15 protein-coding genes are annotated in these 17340 nt (G+C 50.8%); 7 read left to right on the forward strand and 8 right to left on the reverse strand.

Features of this window, described 5'->3' with window-relative positions; genetic code table 11:
* The first annotated feature begins 53 nt into the window (after positions 1 to 53).
* The gene (gene arcA / locus ACQKDS_RS00885) at positions 54 to 770 is read left to right on the forward strand and encodes a two-component system response regulator ArcA (protein ID WP_399664677.1); all 717 of its coding nucleotides are present in this window, start codon (positions 54 to 56) and stop codon (positions 768 to 770) included.
* 52 nt (positions 771 to 822) lie between these two features.
* Here arcA and creA read toward each other — a convergent pair whose 3' ends face one another.
* Positions 823 to 1302 carry a protein CreA gene (gene creA / locus ACQKDS_RS00890; protein WP_399664675.1) on the reverse strand — a complete coding sequence of 160 codons (480 nt, stop codon included), beginning with the start codon at positions 1300 to 1302 and terminating at the stop codon, positions 823 to 825.
* A 336-nt stretch (positions 1303 to 1638) separates the two neighbouring features.
* Here creA and robA point away from each other — a divergent pair, with 336 nt between their 5' ends.
* Positions 1639 to 2508: an MDR efflux pump AcrAB transcriptional activator RobA gene (gene robA / locus ACQKDS_RS00895; protein ID WP_399664672.1), complete on the forward strand. Its 870-nt coding sequence runs from the start codon at positions 1639 to 1641 to the stop codon at positions 2506 to 2508.
* Here the strand turns inward: robA and gpmB are convergent.
* Entirely contained in the window at positions 2505 to 3152 is a 648-nt protein-coding gene (gene gpmB / locus ACQKDS_RS00900; RefSeq protein ID WP_399664669.1) for a 2,3-diphosphoglycerate-dependent phosphoglycerate mutase GpmB, read from the reverse strand. The genes robA and gpmB overlap by 4 nt on opposite strands.
* 112 nt (positions 3153 to 3264) lie before the next feature.
* On the opposite strand from gpmB, the gene yjjX reads away from it, so the two are divergent.
* Positions 3265 to 3807, forward strand: a complete 543-nt coding sequence (gene yjjX, locus ACQKDS_RS00905; RefSeq protein WP_399664666.1) for an inosine/xanthosine triphosphatase — start codon at positions 3265 to 3267, stop codon at positions 3805 to 3807.
* A gap of 17 nt (positions 3808 to 3824) precedes the next feature.
* On the opposite strand, the gene trpR is transcribed toward yjjX, so the two are convergent.
* Entirely contained in the window at positions 3825 to 4154 is a 330-nt protein-coding gene (trpR, locus tag ACQKDS_RS00910; protein WP_399664663.1) for a trp operon repressor, read from the reverse strand.
* 54 nt (positions 4155 to 4208) lie between these two features.
* Positions 4209 to 6128, reverse strand: a complete 1920-nt coding sequence (gene sltY, locus ACQKDS_RS00915) for a murein transglycosylase (protein ID WP_399665155.1) — start codon at positions 6126 to 6128, stop codon at positions 4209 to 4211.
* Between the two features lie 639 nt (positions 6129 to 6767).
* Here sltY and ACQKDS_RS00920 point away from each other — a divergent pair.
* From ACQKDS_RS00920 to ettA, 4 genes are all read left to right on the forward strand, one after another.
* On the forward strand, positions 6768 to 7361 hold the full coding sequence (locus tag ACQKDS_RS00920; protein WP_399664661.1) for a YfiR family protein: 594 nt from the start codon (positions 6768 to 6770) through the stop codon (positions 7359 to 7361).
* Entirely contained in the window at positions 7358 to 8605 is a 1248-nt protein-coding gene (locus ACQKDS_RS00925) for a diguanylate cyclase domain-containing protein (protein ID WP_399664659.1), read from the forward strand. The genes ACQKDS_RS00920 and ACQKDS_RS00925 overlap by 4 nt, the downstream gene beginning before the upstream one ends.
* A 77-nt stretch (positions 8606 to 8682) precedes the next feature.
* Positions 8683 to 9138 carry an OmpA family protein gene (locus ACQKDS_RS00930; protein ID WP_399665151.1) on the forward strand — a complete coding sequence of 152 codons (456 nt, stop codon included), beginning with the start codon at positions 8683 to 8685 and terminating at the stop codon, positions 9136 to 9138.
* A gap of 200 nt (positions 9139 to 9338) precedes the next feature.
* The gene (gene ettA / locus ACQKDS_RS00935; protein ID WP_399664656.1) at positions 9339 to 11006 is read left to right on the forward strand and encodes an energy-dependent translational throttle protein EttA; all 1668 of its coding nucleotides are present in this window, start codon (positions 9339 to 9341) and stop codon (positions 11004 to 11006) included.
* 65 nt (positions 11007 to 11071) lie between these two features.
* Here ettA and ACQKDS_RS00940 read toward each other — a convergent pair whose 3' ends face one another.
* The 4 genes from ACQKDS_RS00940 to radA all read right to left on the reverse strand — a co-directional run bounded on the left by ACQKDS_RS00940 (position 11072) and on the right by radA (position 17316).
* On the reverse strand, positions 11072 to 12751 hold the full coding sequence (locus ACQKDS_RS00940; RefSeq protein WP_399664653.1) for a ShlB/FhaC/HecB family hemolysin secretion/activation protein: 1680 nt from the start codon (positions 12749 to 12751) through the stop codon (positions 11072 to 11074).
* Positions 12752 to 12838: 87 nt separating this feature from the next.
* On the reverse strand, positions 12839 to 14299 hold the full coding sequence (locus ACQKDS_RS00945) for a filamentous hemagglutinin N-terminal domain-containing protein (protein ID WP_399664650.1): 1461 nt from the start codon (positions 14297 to 14299) through the stop codon (positions 12839 to 12841).
* Between the two features lie 351 nt (positions 14300 to 14650).
* On the reverse strand, positions 14651 to 15877 hold the full coding sequence (gene nadR, locus ACQKDS_RS00950) for a multifunctional transcriptional regulator/nicotinamide-nucleotide adenylyltransferase/ribosylnicotinamide kinase NadR (protein WP_399664647.1): 1227 nt from the start codon (positions 15875 to 15877) through the stop codon (positions 14651 to 14653).
* 56 nt (positions 15878 to 15933) lie between these two features.
* Positions 15934 to 17316 (reverse strand): DNA repair protein RadA, encoded by a 1383-nt coding sequence (gene radA, locus ACQKDS_RS00955; RefSeq protein ID WP_399664644.1) that lies wholly within the window; start codon positions 17314 to 17316, stop codon positions 15934 to 15936.
* Positions 17317 to 17340: the final 24 nt, after the last annotated feature.

Genomic DNA, 17340 nt, shown 5'->3' on the forward strand with positions numbered 1-17340 from the left:
AGGACTTCTGTACTCCCTATTTTCTATTTTGTTGGCAATTTTAGGTAGCAAATATGCAGACCCCGCACATTCTGATTGTCGAAGACGAGTTAGTCACTCGTAACACCCTGAAGAGCATTTTCGAGGCGGAAGGCTACATTGTTCATGAAGCCAATGATGGTGCAGAGATGCACACAATCCTGTCTGAAAATGATATCAATCTGGTCATTATGGATATCAACCTGCCGGGCAAAAATGGCCTGCTGCTGGCACGCGAACTGCGTGAACAAGCCAGCGTTGCACTGATGTTCCTCACGGGCCGCGATAACGAAGTTGATAAAATCCTTGGCCTGGAAATCGGCGCCGATGATTACATCACTAAGCCGTTCAATCCGCGTGAGTTGACTATTCGCGCTCGCAACCTGTTGTCACGTACCATGAATCTGGGCAGCCTCGGTGAAGAACGCAAGCTGGTTGAAAGCTATAAGTTCAACGGTTGGGAGCTGGACATCAACAGCCGTTCATTGATCGGCCCGGCTGGCGAGCAATACAAACTGCCACGCAGTGAATTCCGCGCCATGCTGCACTTCTGCGAAAACCCAGGGAAGATCCAAACCCGTGGTGAATTGCTGAAGAAAATGACCGGCCGTGAACTGAAGCCGCATGACCGCACCGTTGACGTGACCATCCGCCGTATTCGTAAACATTTCGAATCTACGCCGGATACGCCGGAAATCATCGCCACGATCCACGGTGAAGGTTACCGTTTCTGCGGCGATCTGGAAGAGTAAATCTTTCCCAAACCGGTAGCGAAAAGGGTTCAGTTTACTGAACCCTTTTGCATTATTTCGCCGAATTCCACGGAATGATCGGCACAGCGCTCAACGCGTTCTTAGGTGAACCGTCGACCACTTTATCGGAGTACGTTAGATAAACTAGCGCATTGCGCGTGGCATCGTAAAAACGTACGACCTGCAATTTTTTAAACACCAACGAGGTGCGTTTTTGGAACACCACGCTCCCTTTGTCCTTACGATTCTTAACCTTATCGCTCAGCGTTATCGGCCCAACCTGTGAGCATGAAATAGCCGCATCGGCGGTATCCTCCGCCAGCCCCAAACCGCCTTTAATACCGCCCGTTTTGGCACGACTGATATAACACGTTACATTTTTAACATCGGGATCATCGAAGGCTTCCACCACAATTTTATGATCCGGACCAAACAATTTAAATACGGTATCTACCGAACCAATTTGTTCCGCTTGCGCATTGCTTACCGTTGCGCAAACCAAGCCCAGAAAAAATAACCATCCTTTTTTCATTTACTTAACTCCAATAAACACTGCATGGTACTCGCTCATCTGATGCTTAACACTGTTAATGTTTTTGGTCACAATTCAGTGATATCCCTAACGTATTCTGCCATTTTTAGCACAGAGCGTGAAAAAAATCTTTGGGAGTCTCGAACGAAAAAAATTGCTATTATGCGGCATCGTTATTTCTTTACGCCTGAGAAGATGTGCTCAACCTCCGTGCTTGCGCACTTAAGAGGCCATGGCACGCAACGCAAAGCCACGTCGCTCACACGTTGGCAATAAGCATCCGCGTAATGAAAGACTGTTCGGGTCCCGACCCCAAAAGCTCTACGAGGAAGATCTATGGATCAAGCCGGTATCATTCGTGATCTGCTTAGCTGGCTGGAAAGCCATTTGGACCAACCTTTGTCACTGGATAACGTGGCGGCAAAAGCGGGCTACTCAAAATGGCATCTACAACGGATGTTCAAAGATATTACCGGTAACGCCATCGGCGCTTACATCCGGGCAAGGAGATTGTCCAAAGCGGCTGTCGCACTGCGTTTAACCAGCCGTCCGATTCTGGATATCGCCCTACAATACCGCTTTGACTCGCAGCAAACGTTCACTCGCGCATTCAAAAAACAGTTTGCACAAACGCCAGCGCTATATCGGCGCGCGGAAGACTGGAACGCATTTGGTATCTGTCCGCCAATTCGGCTGGGCGCGTTTACTCTGCCGCAACCGGAATTCATTACCTTACCGGAACAGCACCTGATAGGGTTGACGCAAAGCTATTCTTGCACACTGGAACAGATTTCCAATTTCCGTAGCGAGTTTCGCCTGCAATTCTGGCGTCAGTATTTAGGCGACGCCGATACGCTGCCCCCCGTACTGTACGGGTTGCACCACTCGCGTCCAAGCCAGGAAAAGGACGACGAGCAAGAAGTGCTTTATACCACGGCGGTCGATCAACGCCACGTGCCGGAAAAGGTATCGGAAGGCCAACCTATCGTACTGCAAGGCGGTGAGTACGCCCTGTTCCGCTACGAAGGGCCGGGCACCGGCCTACAGGATTTCATCTTGACACTGTACGGCACCTGTTTACCCGCGCTCAATCTGACGCGGCGCAAAGGCCACGATGTCGAAAGGTTCTACCCGAAAGGCAGCCGCCGCCCGGTGCAGCCACCTACCGAGATCAACTGCGAATACCTGATCCCGATTCGCCGTTAACGCTGTAATTCGTCCAACGCGGGCATGTCGAGATGCGTCACATCGCCCGCGGTTTCGACAATCCAGCCAGAGGCCAACCACGGACTCTGCTGGTAATCGACACGCGATAGTGAACAGTTGCGCAAACGCAAGCGGCGTTCGGCGTAAGGGGGGAGCCCCAATACGGTGCTGATCAAACACCCTAACGCAATCCCGTGGCTGACAATCAACGGTTTACTGCCCTCAGGTAACATCCGGCAGCTTTCCAGCGCACTGCGCATCCGTTCAGCCAGCTCGATCATGGATTCGCCTTGAGGGATACGACCGTCAGCAGTGCCATCGACCATCTGTTTACGCCACTGCTCTTCTTGCGGCGTCAGGCTGTCGATTAAGCGTTCTTCCAGAACGCCCATGTGCAACTCGCGCAAGCGCGGATCGACAATGACCTCACAACCACACGCGTCTGCGATAATCTGCGCGGTGCGGCGAGTGCGGCCTAAATCACTGGTAATCACATGTGTGATGCCTTCGCGGCTCACGCGTTTGGCAACCAAGTGGGCTTGATGTTCACCCGTGGCGGTTAATGGGCTATCAGATTGCCCCTGAATGCGACGCGCCGCATTCCAAGCCGTTTCGCCGTGGCGAACGAGATATACCTGTAACATTTTTCTTTTCCATTATACTGCGTGAAACTTGAGTTTATCTTCCGGGGTCAAGCGCATGCGCCGCTGCCCAGCGTGTAGAATAGGCTCTTAGCTTAAGGATGCTCAACCCGTTATGTACCATGTTGTCGCTGCAACTACCAACCCGGCAAAGATCAAGGCTATTCAATTGGCTTTTGAGGATACCTTTGGCGCCGACCAATACCGCATTGAATCTCTCGACGTCGCCAGCGGCGTTTCACTGCAACCTATCGGCAATGTCGAAACCCGCACTGGTGCACGTCAGCGCGTGATGGAAGCACGCCAAGTCCGGCCGGAAGCCGACTTTTGGGTCGGCGTCGAAGCGGGGATCGAAGACAATATGACCTTCGCCTGGATGACCATAGAAAGCCCACACACCCGTGGCGAATCACGTTCTGCCAGCCTGATGCTGCCAGAAACTATTTTACAGGGGATCCGTGCTGGCCGCGAACTGGGGAGTGAAATGGCGATGATTACCGGCAATGCCAATGTCAAACGCCAAGGCGGCGCAATTGGTTTCTTTACCGACGGACGCCTGAGTCGAACCAGTGTTTATCACCAGGCATTGATGCTAGCGCTGGTTCCCTTCCATAACGCGATTTACCAGAGCCACATTCATCCTAATCTGAATCAGTAAACCCGTTGGGCGCTGCGCTACTTCGCGTCGCCCAGCAACTGTTGCTCCAACCACTGTTTCAATGCCGGCGGCGCAGCCTTTAAACTATTGGAACCGCGGGTGATGGTCGCAATCCCGGCGCCTAGCTCATTTTTTAGCTCGCGCTGGCTCATTTCGCCGCGCATCAACTCCTGAATAATCCGCACGCGCGTGCCTAACGCGGTACGCTCATCCGGCGTCAACAACAGTTGCATCAGCGCCGGGTGCAAATCCTGCTCGAAAGCATTTTGCAGCAGCGTAACGAAACGCAGCCAATCTTCATTGCCTTGTTCTGAAAGAGCGGGATCGTTAAGTGATAATTGCGTCATGGCAGCCACCATACTATTTAACTAGTACAGCAGCATACCATAATGAAATTAAAATCAGTAACGTCTCTGCCATTCCGCATCGGTCAGCACGTTTGCCGGGCGATGCATGAAGTGACGATAAAACACATCGTAAGCCAACACATTTTTCACGTAGCCGCGTGTTTCCGAGAACGGGATGCTTTCGACAAATGCCACGGCATCGATGCGGCCAGCGCTATTGTTCAACCATCGGTTGACCCGTGACGGGCCGGCGTTGTACGCCGCCGAAGCCAGAATACGGTTACGGCCAAATTGCTGGTACACCGACTCCAGATAATAAGTGCCAATCGTAATATTGGTACGCGCTTCGAACAGTTGGCTCGGATCGGAATAACCTGGGATGCTAAACTTTTTCACCGTATGCTGCGCGGTGGCTGGCATCACCTGCATCAAGCCTGCTGCCCCTACCGGTGAGCGCGCTTTTGGGTTCCAAGCGCTTTCCTGACGTGCAATCGCCATCGCATAGCTTGGCGTAATACCTTTATCATCGGTAGCAAGGCGAAACTCTTCCGGCCAAGCCATTGGGAAGCGCTCTTCCAGATGATTCCACATTTTACCTACAATGGTCGCTTGCACGCTCAAGTTCGCCCATTTCTGATCAAAGGCATAGCGCGCCAGCGCCTCTTGTTCCGGGTGGCTACGGCTGGCTACAAAGGCGCTCCACTCGCTACGCGCCAGGTTATCCATATTCCAATACATCAATTCACGTACTCGCGCCACCTCTGGACCACTGACCAGCGACGTACGCGGCTTCGCAGCCACGGCAATCATGAGTGGATAAGTGACATTCAGCTTTTGCGCCGCAATCATCGGATAAAAACCGCGATCATTCATCAGGCTGCGCAGCATCACTTCGCCTTCACTGCGCTGGCCTTCATCGATCATCACGCTGGCACGCCAGTAGCGCCATTCATCTTTATTGCGTGATTCTTCCGGCAACCGCGCTAACCACGTTTTTAAACCGGACTGGTCGCCAGCGCCCAACGCCATGCGCACCCGGCGCTCTAACAAGGAAGGTGACTGGCTGCGTAAAATCACCCGATCGCGCCACTGTGCTTGTTCGCGGGTGGCGTCGTCACCCATAAAACGCCAAGCGACCGCTTCTTCGAGCGCCAATTGTTCGCTCTCGCTCATCTTTTGCAAACGAACGAGGGTGGGGATCATCGCGCGGGCGTTTTCCGCATCCTGACGCGCCAAACGCACAAAGGCGAGGCGAGTCGCCTCACGCGTGAAATCGGTCGGGCCCACCTTCCGCGCAAATGCCTCTACCGTCGCGGGATCGTTTTGCAAACTGAGCAACGCCTCTCCCATGGTTTGATACTCTGACGGCAACTGCCGCGACAGGTAGGTCACCAAGCTGCTACTGCCCTCTTCCATCGCCAGTTTTATGCGTTCAAGTATGGCAAAGGGTGTTTGCTTACCTGCATCCTGCCAAACGCTAAACAGTTTATCGCAAGCATTCGGCAACGATTTCCCGGTCAACCAAATCTCTTTCGCCCCCTCCCAGGCCACCTGTTGCTCACCCGTAGCCCATTTTGCATAGTAATAATTACAGCGCGCGGCCACCGGTTTAGGTGCCTGAGGGCTAAACACTAACAGCGTACGCCACGCTTCACGCCGCGCCAATTCATTCACAAAGCGGGCAGAAAGCGACTTGGCAGGTGGCAGCGTCGGATGCTGCTTAATGAATTCGCTCACTTGGGAATAGCCCACACCACTGAGATCCTGCGTCAGTTGGCGATACTCCAAGTACGGATAAAGCGGATAGTCACGCAGCGTTGGCATCAACTGTGCCACCACGTCCATTTGGTTATTATCCCAAGCCTGCTTGATTTGCTGATAGCGTTGCCGCTGAGCATCCAGCGAGTCTGCCAGTGCAGTACCTGAAAACGCGGTCAGGCAAAGGCTTACCGCCAGAATTCGCCACTTGTCCACCTTGGCCATACTGATTCTATCCTCGTTGATTGTGTTACCTGGAACGGCTTTCCCCGTTGGCTGCGAGCCAACCCAACGGAAAAGTCGCGCCTCGACTGTCTCATGCCCCGTTGAGTGATGCCACGCCAGAGTCAAGGCGTTACGCCGCTCTCACATAGACAGCACAAATGCGTATCCATTCATTATGATAGGTAAAGTTTGTCGCCTTACACGCAAGAACGCCAACACTCCACTCTCATTAGTCGCAGAGATACCATCGCCCCCCCACCGCTTTGCAACAAAAAATAGCCTCCGTTAGGGAAAACTGCTGGCAAAACATACCGCACGTTCTTATCATGATAAAAATAGATAGGAAAATTCTTATAAAATGACGCATTAAGCGCACAACCGAGGCCTCTTATACTACAATCCGCGCAAATTTTGAGTTATACCGACGCTATTATTGCGCTACCTGACCTCATTATTCGCTTCACTGGAACCGTCACGACGGTAACGTCGAATAGGTATGCATTATAAGTTTCATTAAATTGTGCAATTTCACTTTATAGCTGTTAGCACCACCTTATCCCCGTTACTTGGGCCAGATTTTTTCTTGTTCTATTGCCGAACCAGCACTGCGGAGAGGGGCAGGATTGACTGATGACGATGTCGAAACATGCCAACAAATTAGCCGATCGTATGCTGGGTTCATTAACGAGCTTGACGTTTGCTCGTTTCGGTATGCTCATGCTGTTGCTGACGTTTGGCATTCCCGCGCGCTCAGACATCGCCGATCCCATGCAAATACGCACTCACGCGGTCACCACCGTCGTTATCGGCATCATCAGTTACGCCCGTTGGCCAAATGAACCGAACCCGATTCGGCTATGTGTCACCGCACCAACCCGCTATGCCAACGGGTTGTTTAATCCACTGCTACGGAGTGCGCCGCGTCCGATAGAAACCCTTAGCCTGCCGTTCGATAGCCCGGCACTCAGCAGCCACTGCGACGTTATTTATCTTGGCCGCGTTAATCAGGCGCAAAAACAAGATTTTATCCGCCGAATTGCCGGCCACTCTATTCTCAGCATCAGCGAAAACGACGTTGAGTGTTCCGCTGGCAGCGCTTTTTGCCTACAAAAAAACGGTGACCAAGTCAGCTTTAAAGTCAATCTGGATGCGCTCGCACGCAGTGGCGTACGCGTACATCCCAATGTGTTGCAATTAGCGCGCAAACAGGAGCCGCAACCATGACTCTGTTTCGCCAAAAACGTCTAAACCAGCCGCGCCCCACCTTAGGCCGAGTGTTGCAGCGCATGAATCTGGGACTGGCACTGATCGCTGTCGGTGCCGCGGGGATCTCCCTCACGCTACTCGCGTTATTCGCCTTGCGCGCCTACGCCGATCACAATCTGCATCTGATCGCCCGTTCGATTAGCTATACCGTTGAAGCCGCCGTGGTGTTCGAAGATCGAACCGCTGCCCGTGAAGCGCTGACGCTGATTGCGTCGAACGAAGAGGTATCTGAAGCCCGCATTATGGATAGCGGCAACAATGTGCTGGCCCATTGGCAGCATCCCAAAGATGGCCCGCTGCATAATTTAGAGCAGTTCGTTGCCCTATGGGCACTGCCTGAACCGGTCACCTTGCCCATTACCCATGAAGGCAAGCAAGTTGGCACCGTCTGGTTAAGTGGGCACGGCGGTAGCCTGCTGCGTTTCTTACTCCATGGGCTGTTAGGCATGATGGCGTGCTTACTGCTCAGTACCCTGTGCGCGCTGGTTCTGTCACGCCGTATGCTACGCGGCATTGTTCGCTCACTGGATGACATCGCCAACGTCGCGCACGCCGTTCGCCGTGACCGCACGTTTGGGCTGCGCGTACCGTCTGCGCCCATTGCTGAACTGCACGAACTCAGCAGCGACTTCAACGGGTTGCTCGATGAACTGGAAGCCTGGCAGGCACATCTTAAACAGGAAAATGACTCGCTTACCCACCGGGCAACGCACGATAGCCTCACCGGGCTGCCAAACCGCGCCTTCTTTGAAGGCCGCCTGAGCCGCGTACTCGGTGACATTGATACCACAGAGAAACTGGCGGTGCTGTTTATTGATGGCGATCGCTTTAAGGAGGTGAATGATAACTACGGACATGCCGCGGGTGACGCGGTGTTGATCGCTATCGCCGGGCGCATTCGCGCGCAGCTACGCGACAGTGATTTGGTTGCGCGTCTGGGCGGTGATGAATTTGCCGTATTACTGGCGCCCATCCAGAAGATCGAGGATGTGATCCCAATTGCCGATAGTATTATCGACTGCATGTCACAGCCAATCGTATTACCTAATGACGAGTCGATCGAGGTTTCGCTTAGTATTGGCATCGCTTTTTATCCTGAACATGCCACGGCACCCCAGGATTTATTGCACCAAGCTGATGAAGCCATGTATCAAGCAAAACACCGTTATAACGGTGGCTGGCGGCTCGCTCCTCATAAATAAAACGCCGTATTAAAGAGTAAAATCAGGGAATAACTATGTTAAACCAGACCGTAAAACAGCCTTTTACCCTCCTCGCGATGATGTTCATTGCCTTGGTGATGCTCGTCGGTTGCCAAAGTAAACCGCAAGGACTGACAGCGGAACAAGTCGCCCTGCTGCAGTCACAAGGGTTCAAATTAACCCATAACGGTTGGGAATTTGGCCTGTCCGACAAAGTGCTATTTGGCAATAATGTCGGCAAGTTGAGCCCCGAAAGCGCGGCAACGGTAGAAAAGATGGGGCGTGCGCTACTCAGCGTGGACATCGTTAAATTCCGTCTGGATGGCCATACAGATAACTATGGCGAAGACAGCTATAACGACCAACTGTCATTACGCCGTGCCAATGCCGTGGCCGATCGGTTAGCCAGCGTGGGTATCCCGCGGGCCAACATTGAAACCCGCGGCAGAGGTAAACGCGATCCAGTAGCCGATAACCGCACTGCCAGCGGTCGTGCAGAAAACCGTCGCGTATCGATTATTGTTACACCGTAAACCACAGTAAAATGCGCCTGCTCAGGCGCATTTCCCGTTATACTTAGCGATCGTCATGCGATGGCTGGGATCGAATACAAAAACGGGCTACACTCCCGCCCCAGACATCCTAATAAACCCATATGGCTTTCATGTTGTAACCCGTGTTGTTACAGCGCGAAAGACCAAGGGAAATCTGACCATAGCGAGGCTCGAGCACCGTGGCTCAATACGTCTATACCATGCACCGCGTCGGCAAAATCGTTCCGCCGAAGCGTCATATTCTGAAAAACATCTCTCTGAGTTTCTTCCCTGGCGCCAAAATCGGCGTACTTGGCCTGAACGGCGCGGGTAAATCCACCCTGTTGCGCATCATGGCTGGCATCGATACCGATATCGAAGGTGAAGCACGTCCACAGCCTGGCACCAAGATCGGCTATCTGCCGCAGGAACCGCAGTTAAACCTGGAACATACCGTACGCGAATCGGTAGAAGAAGCCCTATCGGAAGTGGTCGGTGCGCTGAAACGCCTTGACGAAGTTTACGCCCTGTACGCTGAAGAAGGCGCTGACTTCGACAAGCTGGCCGCAGAGCAAGGCCGGTTGGAAGAGATCATTCAGGCCCACGATGGCCATAATCTTAACACCCAGCTGGAACGCGCCGCAGACGCACTTCGTCTACCTGAGTGGGATGCCAAAATTGCCAACCTGTCCGGGGGGGAGCGCCGTCGCGTTGCACTGTGCCGCCTGTTGTTGGAAAAACCGGATATGCTGTTGCTCGACGAACCGACTAACCACTTGGATGCGGAATCCGTGGCATGGTTGGAGCGCTTCCTGCATGACTTCGAAGGCACCGTCGTCGCCATTACCCACGACCGTTACTTCCTTGATAACGTTGCGGGCTGGATCCTCGAGCTGGATCGCGGCGAAGGCATTCCGTGGGAAGGCAACTACTCGTCTTGGCTGGAGCAAAAAGATGCGCGTCTGGCGCAGGAAGCCTCTGCCGAAGCTGCGCGCCGCAAGTCGATCGAGAAGGAGTTGGAGTGGGTGCGCCAAGGTGCTAAAGGCCGCCAGTCTAAAGGCAAGGCGCGTCTGGCTCGCTTTGAAGAGCTGAACAGCACCGAATACCAAAAACGAAACGAAACCAACGAACTGTTTATCCCACCTGGCGCACGCTTGGGTGATAAAGTCGTTGAAGTGAATAATCTGCGTAAATCTTATGGCGACCGTCTGCTGATTGAAGACCTGTCCTTCTCGGTACCCAAAGGGGCGATCGTCGGTATCATCGGGCCGAACGGTGCCGGTAAATCCACGCTGTTCCGCATGATGTCCGGCCAAGAACAGCCAGACTCTGGCAGTATCGTGCTCGGTGACACCGTGAAACTGGCATCGGTCGATCAGTTCCGCGACAGCATGGATAGTTCAAAAACCGTTTGGGAGGAAGTCTCCGGCGGTCAGGACATCATGCGTATTGGCAACACCGAAATGCCAAGCCGCGCCTATGTTGGCCGCTTTAACTTTAAAGGTGTCGATCAGGGTAAACGCGTCGGTGAGTTGTCCGGTGGTGAACGCGGCCGCCTGCATCTGGCCAAACTGTTACAGGTTGGCGGCAACGTGCTGCTGCTCGATGAACCGACAAACGATCTGGACATCGAAACCCTGCGCGCGCTCGAAAACGCCCTGCTGGAATTCCCAGGTTGCGCGATGGTTATCTCGCACGACCGTTGGTTCCTTGACCGTATTGCGACCCACATTCTGGACTACCAGGATGAAGGCCAGGTTGAATTCTTCGAAGGCAACTTCACCGAATACGAAGAATACAAGAAACGTACGCTGGGTGCAGAAGCGCTGGAGCCAAAGCGTATGAAATACAAGCGCATGACGAAGTAGTAGTAAATTATGCCCCTGGCAGCTGAATATAGCGCCAGGGGCGATTACGCAATCCCGGAAAACCGTCAGAACTGAAAACCTATCGTAATCCACCCCATTGCTTTATTTTGATGAGATATGAGTTCTGTTTCCCCTTTACGCCACGCATAGCTAGCGTTGATAAACGCCACAGAATTAAAGTTATAATTTAACCCTACCCCATAACCTGCCAGGCTGACCTTGGTAGATTGCGGTGAAAATTTCTGAATTTTCCCTTTCGCGTAATCGTAGAACAACTCGGTACTAAGCCCTTCAACGCCTGGAACGGAAAAGTTAATCGCCGGGGAAATAAGTACCGCATTATCTGCACTCGCAATAGAGTTACTGTAAGCGCGAACGGCGTAAGGCCCACCCAGTGAGATTTTCTCTGCGCCATCAAGGTTTTTGCTGGCCTGCTGAGCAACAACACGCACGCTGGCATACACCCCCGAGGTGACAGACTGTAGCAGCTTCATGTCTGCATTCAATTTAACAAAGTGGCCGCGCGTGTCTAACCCATTCCACTCGTCATTATTACTTAAGCGTCCCGCGCTTACCGACACATCGTGCTGCAAAATATTAGGTAAGCCAAGCAGGCTGCCTTGCTTATCACCAGTGATTTGAAGCGTCAGGACCGGTGCAGTCCGGGTGTTATTCATCCCCCAGAAAGTATCCTCGATACGCTTAAAATCAGCGGTAAACGCAAGATTGAGGTTCTGTTCATTGCCTCGTATCAGGGGGTGGCTGCCATACAGTGACGCCACTTCCGCATAACCATCCCCTAACCCACTGTATACCGGTCCGCCAAGCTTGTAACTGACGCGAGAAAAAGACGCCCCCAGACGCGTCCCTTGCCCATTAATGGGAAGATCATAAGACAACCTACCGATCAACGTATTACCATGTTCGCTATCATGATTGATTTGCAGAAAGTCCGGTGAGGCATAGGCCAGCGCCTGAAACCGATCGCCATAGCCGAGGGGGCTATTGACATTAACCTGTAGCCCCAAACGATTTCTGCCGCTGGAGACCGACCCCATATTGTCAAAAACGGCAACACCGCTCACGCGGGGCGAAGGCGCTAAATCCAAGTGTAATGCGCTGCCTCCCGGCTCTTTACCCGGAGAAAGAAATGAGGAAAGCGCCCCCACGCCAGGCAGATCGGATAAACGTGATAAATAGTTCTCCGAGGCGTTAACATCACCCTTAATTTCGCGCATTTTATCGATAAAACGGCCTACCACGGCATCATCAACCAATGAGGTATTACTGTTAACCGATACGGATTCGATGTGACCGCGAAAGATTTTAAACAGCACGGTGCCGTCTTTAATATTTTGATCGGGAATATAGGCAAAGACCAGCTTTTCACCGTGAGATTGCAATAATGCCGTCACCGTAACGGCAACATTGCGCAGCGCCGAGAGCGTCATCTCTTTACCACGATAGGCCGCCAAAAGCTGCTCTACGTCATCGCGTGATGACGGGGGAACATCAGAAATATTGATGCGCTTAACATACAGAACCGGACCTGATTCCTCTTCAACCTCAACATGTTGCCTGTCTACTCCCCCGATTTGCTCTTTTTGTTTTGAACGCGGAGCGGTTGGCGTATGCAGCATCGGGTTATTTTGCAGTAACTCGCCGCTGTGAGTGATCCCTGGCGCACTATTTTCGGCAAAGGAAAAAACTGGAAGGATAAAAAGAATTGCTCCTCCCAGCTTCATAGATATTTTTTTCAAAGACATGAGTAAACTCAACAATACCAAGGGAAAAAACCCCCATTCAACCCAGGCTGAATGGAGGCTAAGGCATTAATTTATAATAGTATTAACATCGCCGTAAGTTTCAATATTTAGTTTCCCACCTTTACTGTTCATAATCTTAGAGGTTTTACTCACATTGAAATCCACATCGCCTTCAGAGTAAAACTCCGGATTCATCCACCCCATACCTTGCACAATATTACCTTTGGTCGTCATTGATGTCGTACCAAAAGATCTGACAAATGAAGGCAGTAAAATTCCATTATTGGCAGTGATATTCATATCACCTATTGATTGAACTAGACCATCAGCCGAGAAATTTACTTTATCTAACGCTACAATATCGATGTTATTACCAATCAGTCGAGAAGCATTCAGTGATTTACCAGCATGAATATTGACGTCACTCCCTTGAATATCGGTTGCAGTGATATTATTACCATTCAGTGTGACATTCCCTTTGGTCAGGTAAGACCCTGCCTGAATAAGCCCAATATCAATATTATTTTTTGCCGTCAACACCGCATCTTTCTTTGAGGTTAGTTGACTTTTCTCATAGACATTTCCAACTGTTTTAATATTGTTTGCAGAGATATCTAGTTTCCCACCTGCATTTAACGACGTTTTATAAGTGACATCATTTTGGGCTGCGATTTTGAGATCGTTATCAATGTTAAATCTACCGCCAATGTTAACATTACCGTTGCCATGGCTAATCAGTGAGACGCTACCATCGCTATTTTTATTCATAGCGTGAGCCTCAACAATTCCGGAGCTGGCATTAATTACATCACGAGTCAATTGATCTTTCGCCCACGCAGTCAGTGCAACAGAGCCATTTCTGGTGATGATAACCCCATTGTTTTTAATCAATGCATCAAGACTGGCACTATTGACTTTAACATTCATTTTCCCCAAAGAAGGGAAAGAAAGCGTAACATCACTACCCGAAGCTAAATTAATATTACCATTGGTTGATTGAATCACCCCTGTATTAGTCACTCCGCGGGCACCAATCAACGCCACAGAATTAGCCGCCTGAATAGAGCCCTCGTTGGTAACTTTACCTTTAGTCGAACCCGTGAAATGTAAATTGCCTTTCTGGAAGTCACTGTCTTTAATATCCAATGAAGAAACCACCAAGCTACCGACGTTCACACGTGCGCTATTACCAATCAGTACACCATTAGGGTTAACAATAAAAACGTTACCGTTGGCTTTTAGTGCACCGCGGATCATCGTCGCCGTAGTAGAGTTAACTTTATTTAATACTGAGGATTGAGATGAAGCCTGATTGAACTGTAATGTCTCATTACCGTTCACGTTCATATTATTCCAGTGAATAACCATTTTATCACTATTTTGATTCACAACGGTGGTATTAGCATTCTTGCTAATATTACCCGCACCATTAACAATGGTGCCTGTACCAACGGCGAATGCAGAACCTGTAAATGCTAATGCAATAGATAATACCAGAGGATTAATTACCATATTTGTATTTTTCATAACTCTTCCTTAATTTATGTTAAAAAGCAAAAAAATGGTACGTTAAAGACGAAAATTTATCAAGCCAAATGCCGACACAATCAATACATAAATGAATCGGTAAATATAAATAAAAATAAAACAACTGCCAGCAAACATTATGAAAACGAATGTAAATATGCAAATAAAAATAAAAACCAGGAATAATCAAAAATATAGCAAGCCAAGGATAAGAATAAACTTAAAAAACAAAAAATAAATCTTTGATATATAATAAAGTAATTAAATACAAAAAAACAAGACAAATAATTAATTTCAAAAAAATCAATATTAGTCAGATGCCCTTGCCAGAATGACCAAGGGCTTAGCAGATCAAATAAATAACTTTTCTTTTACTATTTCAACACAGCGCAAGAAACGCAAATCATAGTTATCTTCCTCGATATGCACATAATCAATATTGTTCTTAGTGAGCATGGAGACCAAAAGTGACTGGAACGCTTTCCTGTCAGCCAAACTGCCAAGGCTGCGTAAACCATCCGCTACCCACGGCGTGTTATTCTCGAGTAAAATCACCAAGTCAAAACGGTATTCGTCAATCAACGCCTGCACAAAGGGGTGCTCACGCCCCTCGTATTTCTTACAGAAAGCCTGCGTGGTGACGAAATCGGTATCAATAAACGTCACCTTATTGGCATATTTAACAGCAAAATCAACGTACTGAGCCTGACCGAGTGCAATTTTGTCGTAATCAGAATACTGCAATGCCATTTCATCACCACCCAGGTGAGAAAACACATAATCGCGGCCATACTCCCAAGCGCTGGTAGTATTAAAAATATTGGCTAACTTATTTACCAAGGTAGATTTACCGCTGGATTCCCCACCCAGTACCGCCACGGTACGTACGAAGAAGGGTTTCACCTCCGTCGGGATGTATTCCCAATAGCGGAACGGATCCTGCCGTATTTGGCTACCACTAATGTTCATAAAGGAACGTTCCGGATCAATCAGGATAGTTTCAGTATCAAGGTGTTCACGGTAGCGCGGCGCATCCTGTGTTTCACTGGAATAGATAAAACTCGGCACGATACCCTGCCGCTCCATAAACTGCTTCATGCCATGGCTCCACACATCCCAACCATGCGGATACGGCTCAATACCCTGCTCATTGAACGCGTGAATATGAATATTTTTTTGGTATTTGAAGGTTTGCAGCAGCCAACGTAAACGATCGCTGACCGTCGGTTGTTGCGACATCGAACTGGTTTCAAACAGCTGACGGTCACGCGGCTCGTCATGGCATAAGATCACATGCAACTCATCCACTTGGCTACACGCACGCTGGATCAGATAAATATGGCCAGTGTGTAACGGGTAAAATTTACCAAACACCACGCCGACCGTTTTTTCGCGTCGCGGAAACTCCAGCCCCAAAAAACGGTGTAACGCTTCCAGCTTCTGCGCACTGGGGCTTTTAATTTTATCGTTGAGCAACTGGCTGAGATAGCCTTTAGTCATACTACTGGCATCAGCCACCTGTTGCAGCGTGCAGCCTTTTTGTTTTATTGCTGCCTTCAGGTAATCGAATTGCGGCATAGCACCTCCGTTTATTATGCTAAACAAAATAACATATAATGCCTGCCGCGTGATGATTAATAGAACTGCTCCAACACGTCCAACGCGTCCGCCAACTTCTTCACACCAAACACCTGCATATTCGGCGGCGTTTTTTTCGGTACGTTAGCATGCGGCACAATAGCCCGTTTGAAACCGTGCTTGGCCGCTTCGGAAATGCGCTCCTGACCACTCGGTACCGGGCGAATTTCCCCTGCCAACCCCACCTCACCAAACACCACCAAATCTTGCGGCAACGGCCGATCGCGCAGGCTAGAAACTAGCGACATCAGTAACGCCAAATCGGCACTGGTTTCCGTGACCTTTACGCCACCGACGACGTTAACGAATACGTCCTGATCCGACATCTGCAAGCCACCGTGACGATGCAGCACCGCCAGTAGGATTGCCAAGCGGTTTTGCTCCAGCCCGACCGCGACGCGACGTGGGTTAGCCATCATCGACTGATCGACCAATGCCTGAATCTCCACCAGCAGCGGTCGCGTTCCTTCCCAGACTACCATCACCGAACTGCCAGAGGTCACTTCGCCGCGACTGAGGAAGATCGCTGACGGGTTACTGACCTCACGCAGTCCCTGTTCCGTCATGGCAAACACGCCCAGTTCATTTACCGCGCCAAAGCGGTTTTTGTGGCTGCGCAACGTGCGGAAACGGGAATCAGCATCCCCATCAAGCAAAATTGAACAGTCGATACAGTGTTCCAATACCTTCGGTCCGGCCAACGAGCCGTCTTTAGTGACGTGACCGACCATCACGATCGCCACCCCACGCGTTTTGGCAAAGCGCGTCAGATAGGCTGCAGTTTCACGCACCTGCGCCACGCTACCCGGCGAAGATTGAATCTCCGCCATGTGCATCACCTGGATGGAGTCAATCACCATCAGCTTAGGTTGCTCCTGCTCGGCAATCAGGCAGATCTGCTCGATGCTGGTTTCCGACAGCATATTCAAATTAGCGGTCGGTAAGCCAAGACGGTGCGCACGCATCGCCACCTGTTGCAAGGATTCCTCACCGGTGACGTACAAGGTTTTCATCTGTTCGGAAAGTTTGCACAACGTTTGCAGTAACAGGGTACTTTTGCCCGCGCCGGGGCTACCGCCGATCAAGATGGCACTGCCCGGCACCACTCCGCCACCGAGCACACGATCAAACTCAAGGAAGCCGGTAGAGAAGCGCGGTAATGCCTCTAGGCTGATGTCTGACAGACGTTGCACCTTGCTGACGCCGGTTTCGCCCGCGTAGCCGCTAAAACGCTCGGTGCGCGACGACGCAGACGCAGCAGCCAGGCGAACTTCTGTAATGGTATTCCAGGCATGACACGCGCTGCACTGCCCCTGCCAACGCGGATAATCGGCACCGCATTCATTACATACAAACGCCCGTTTCGCTGCTTTCGCCACGTATTACCTCTTAAATAACGCTAA

It is taken from the genome of Serratia sp. NPDC078593 (assembly GCF_050268245.1).
Classification (GTDB): Bacteria; Pseudomonadota; Gammaproteobacteria; order Enterobacterales; family Enterobacteriaceae; genus JBNNGK01.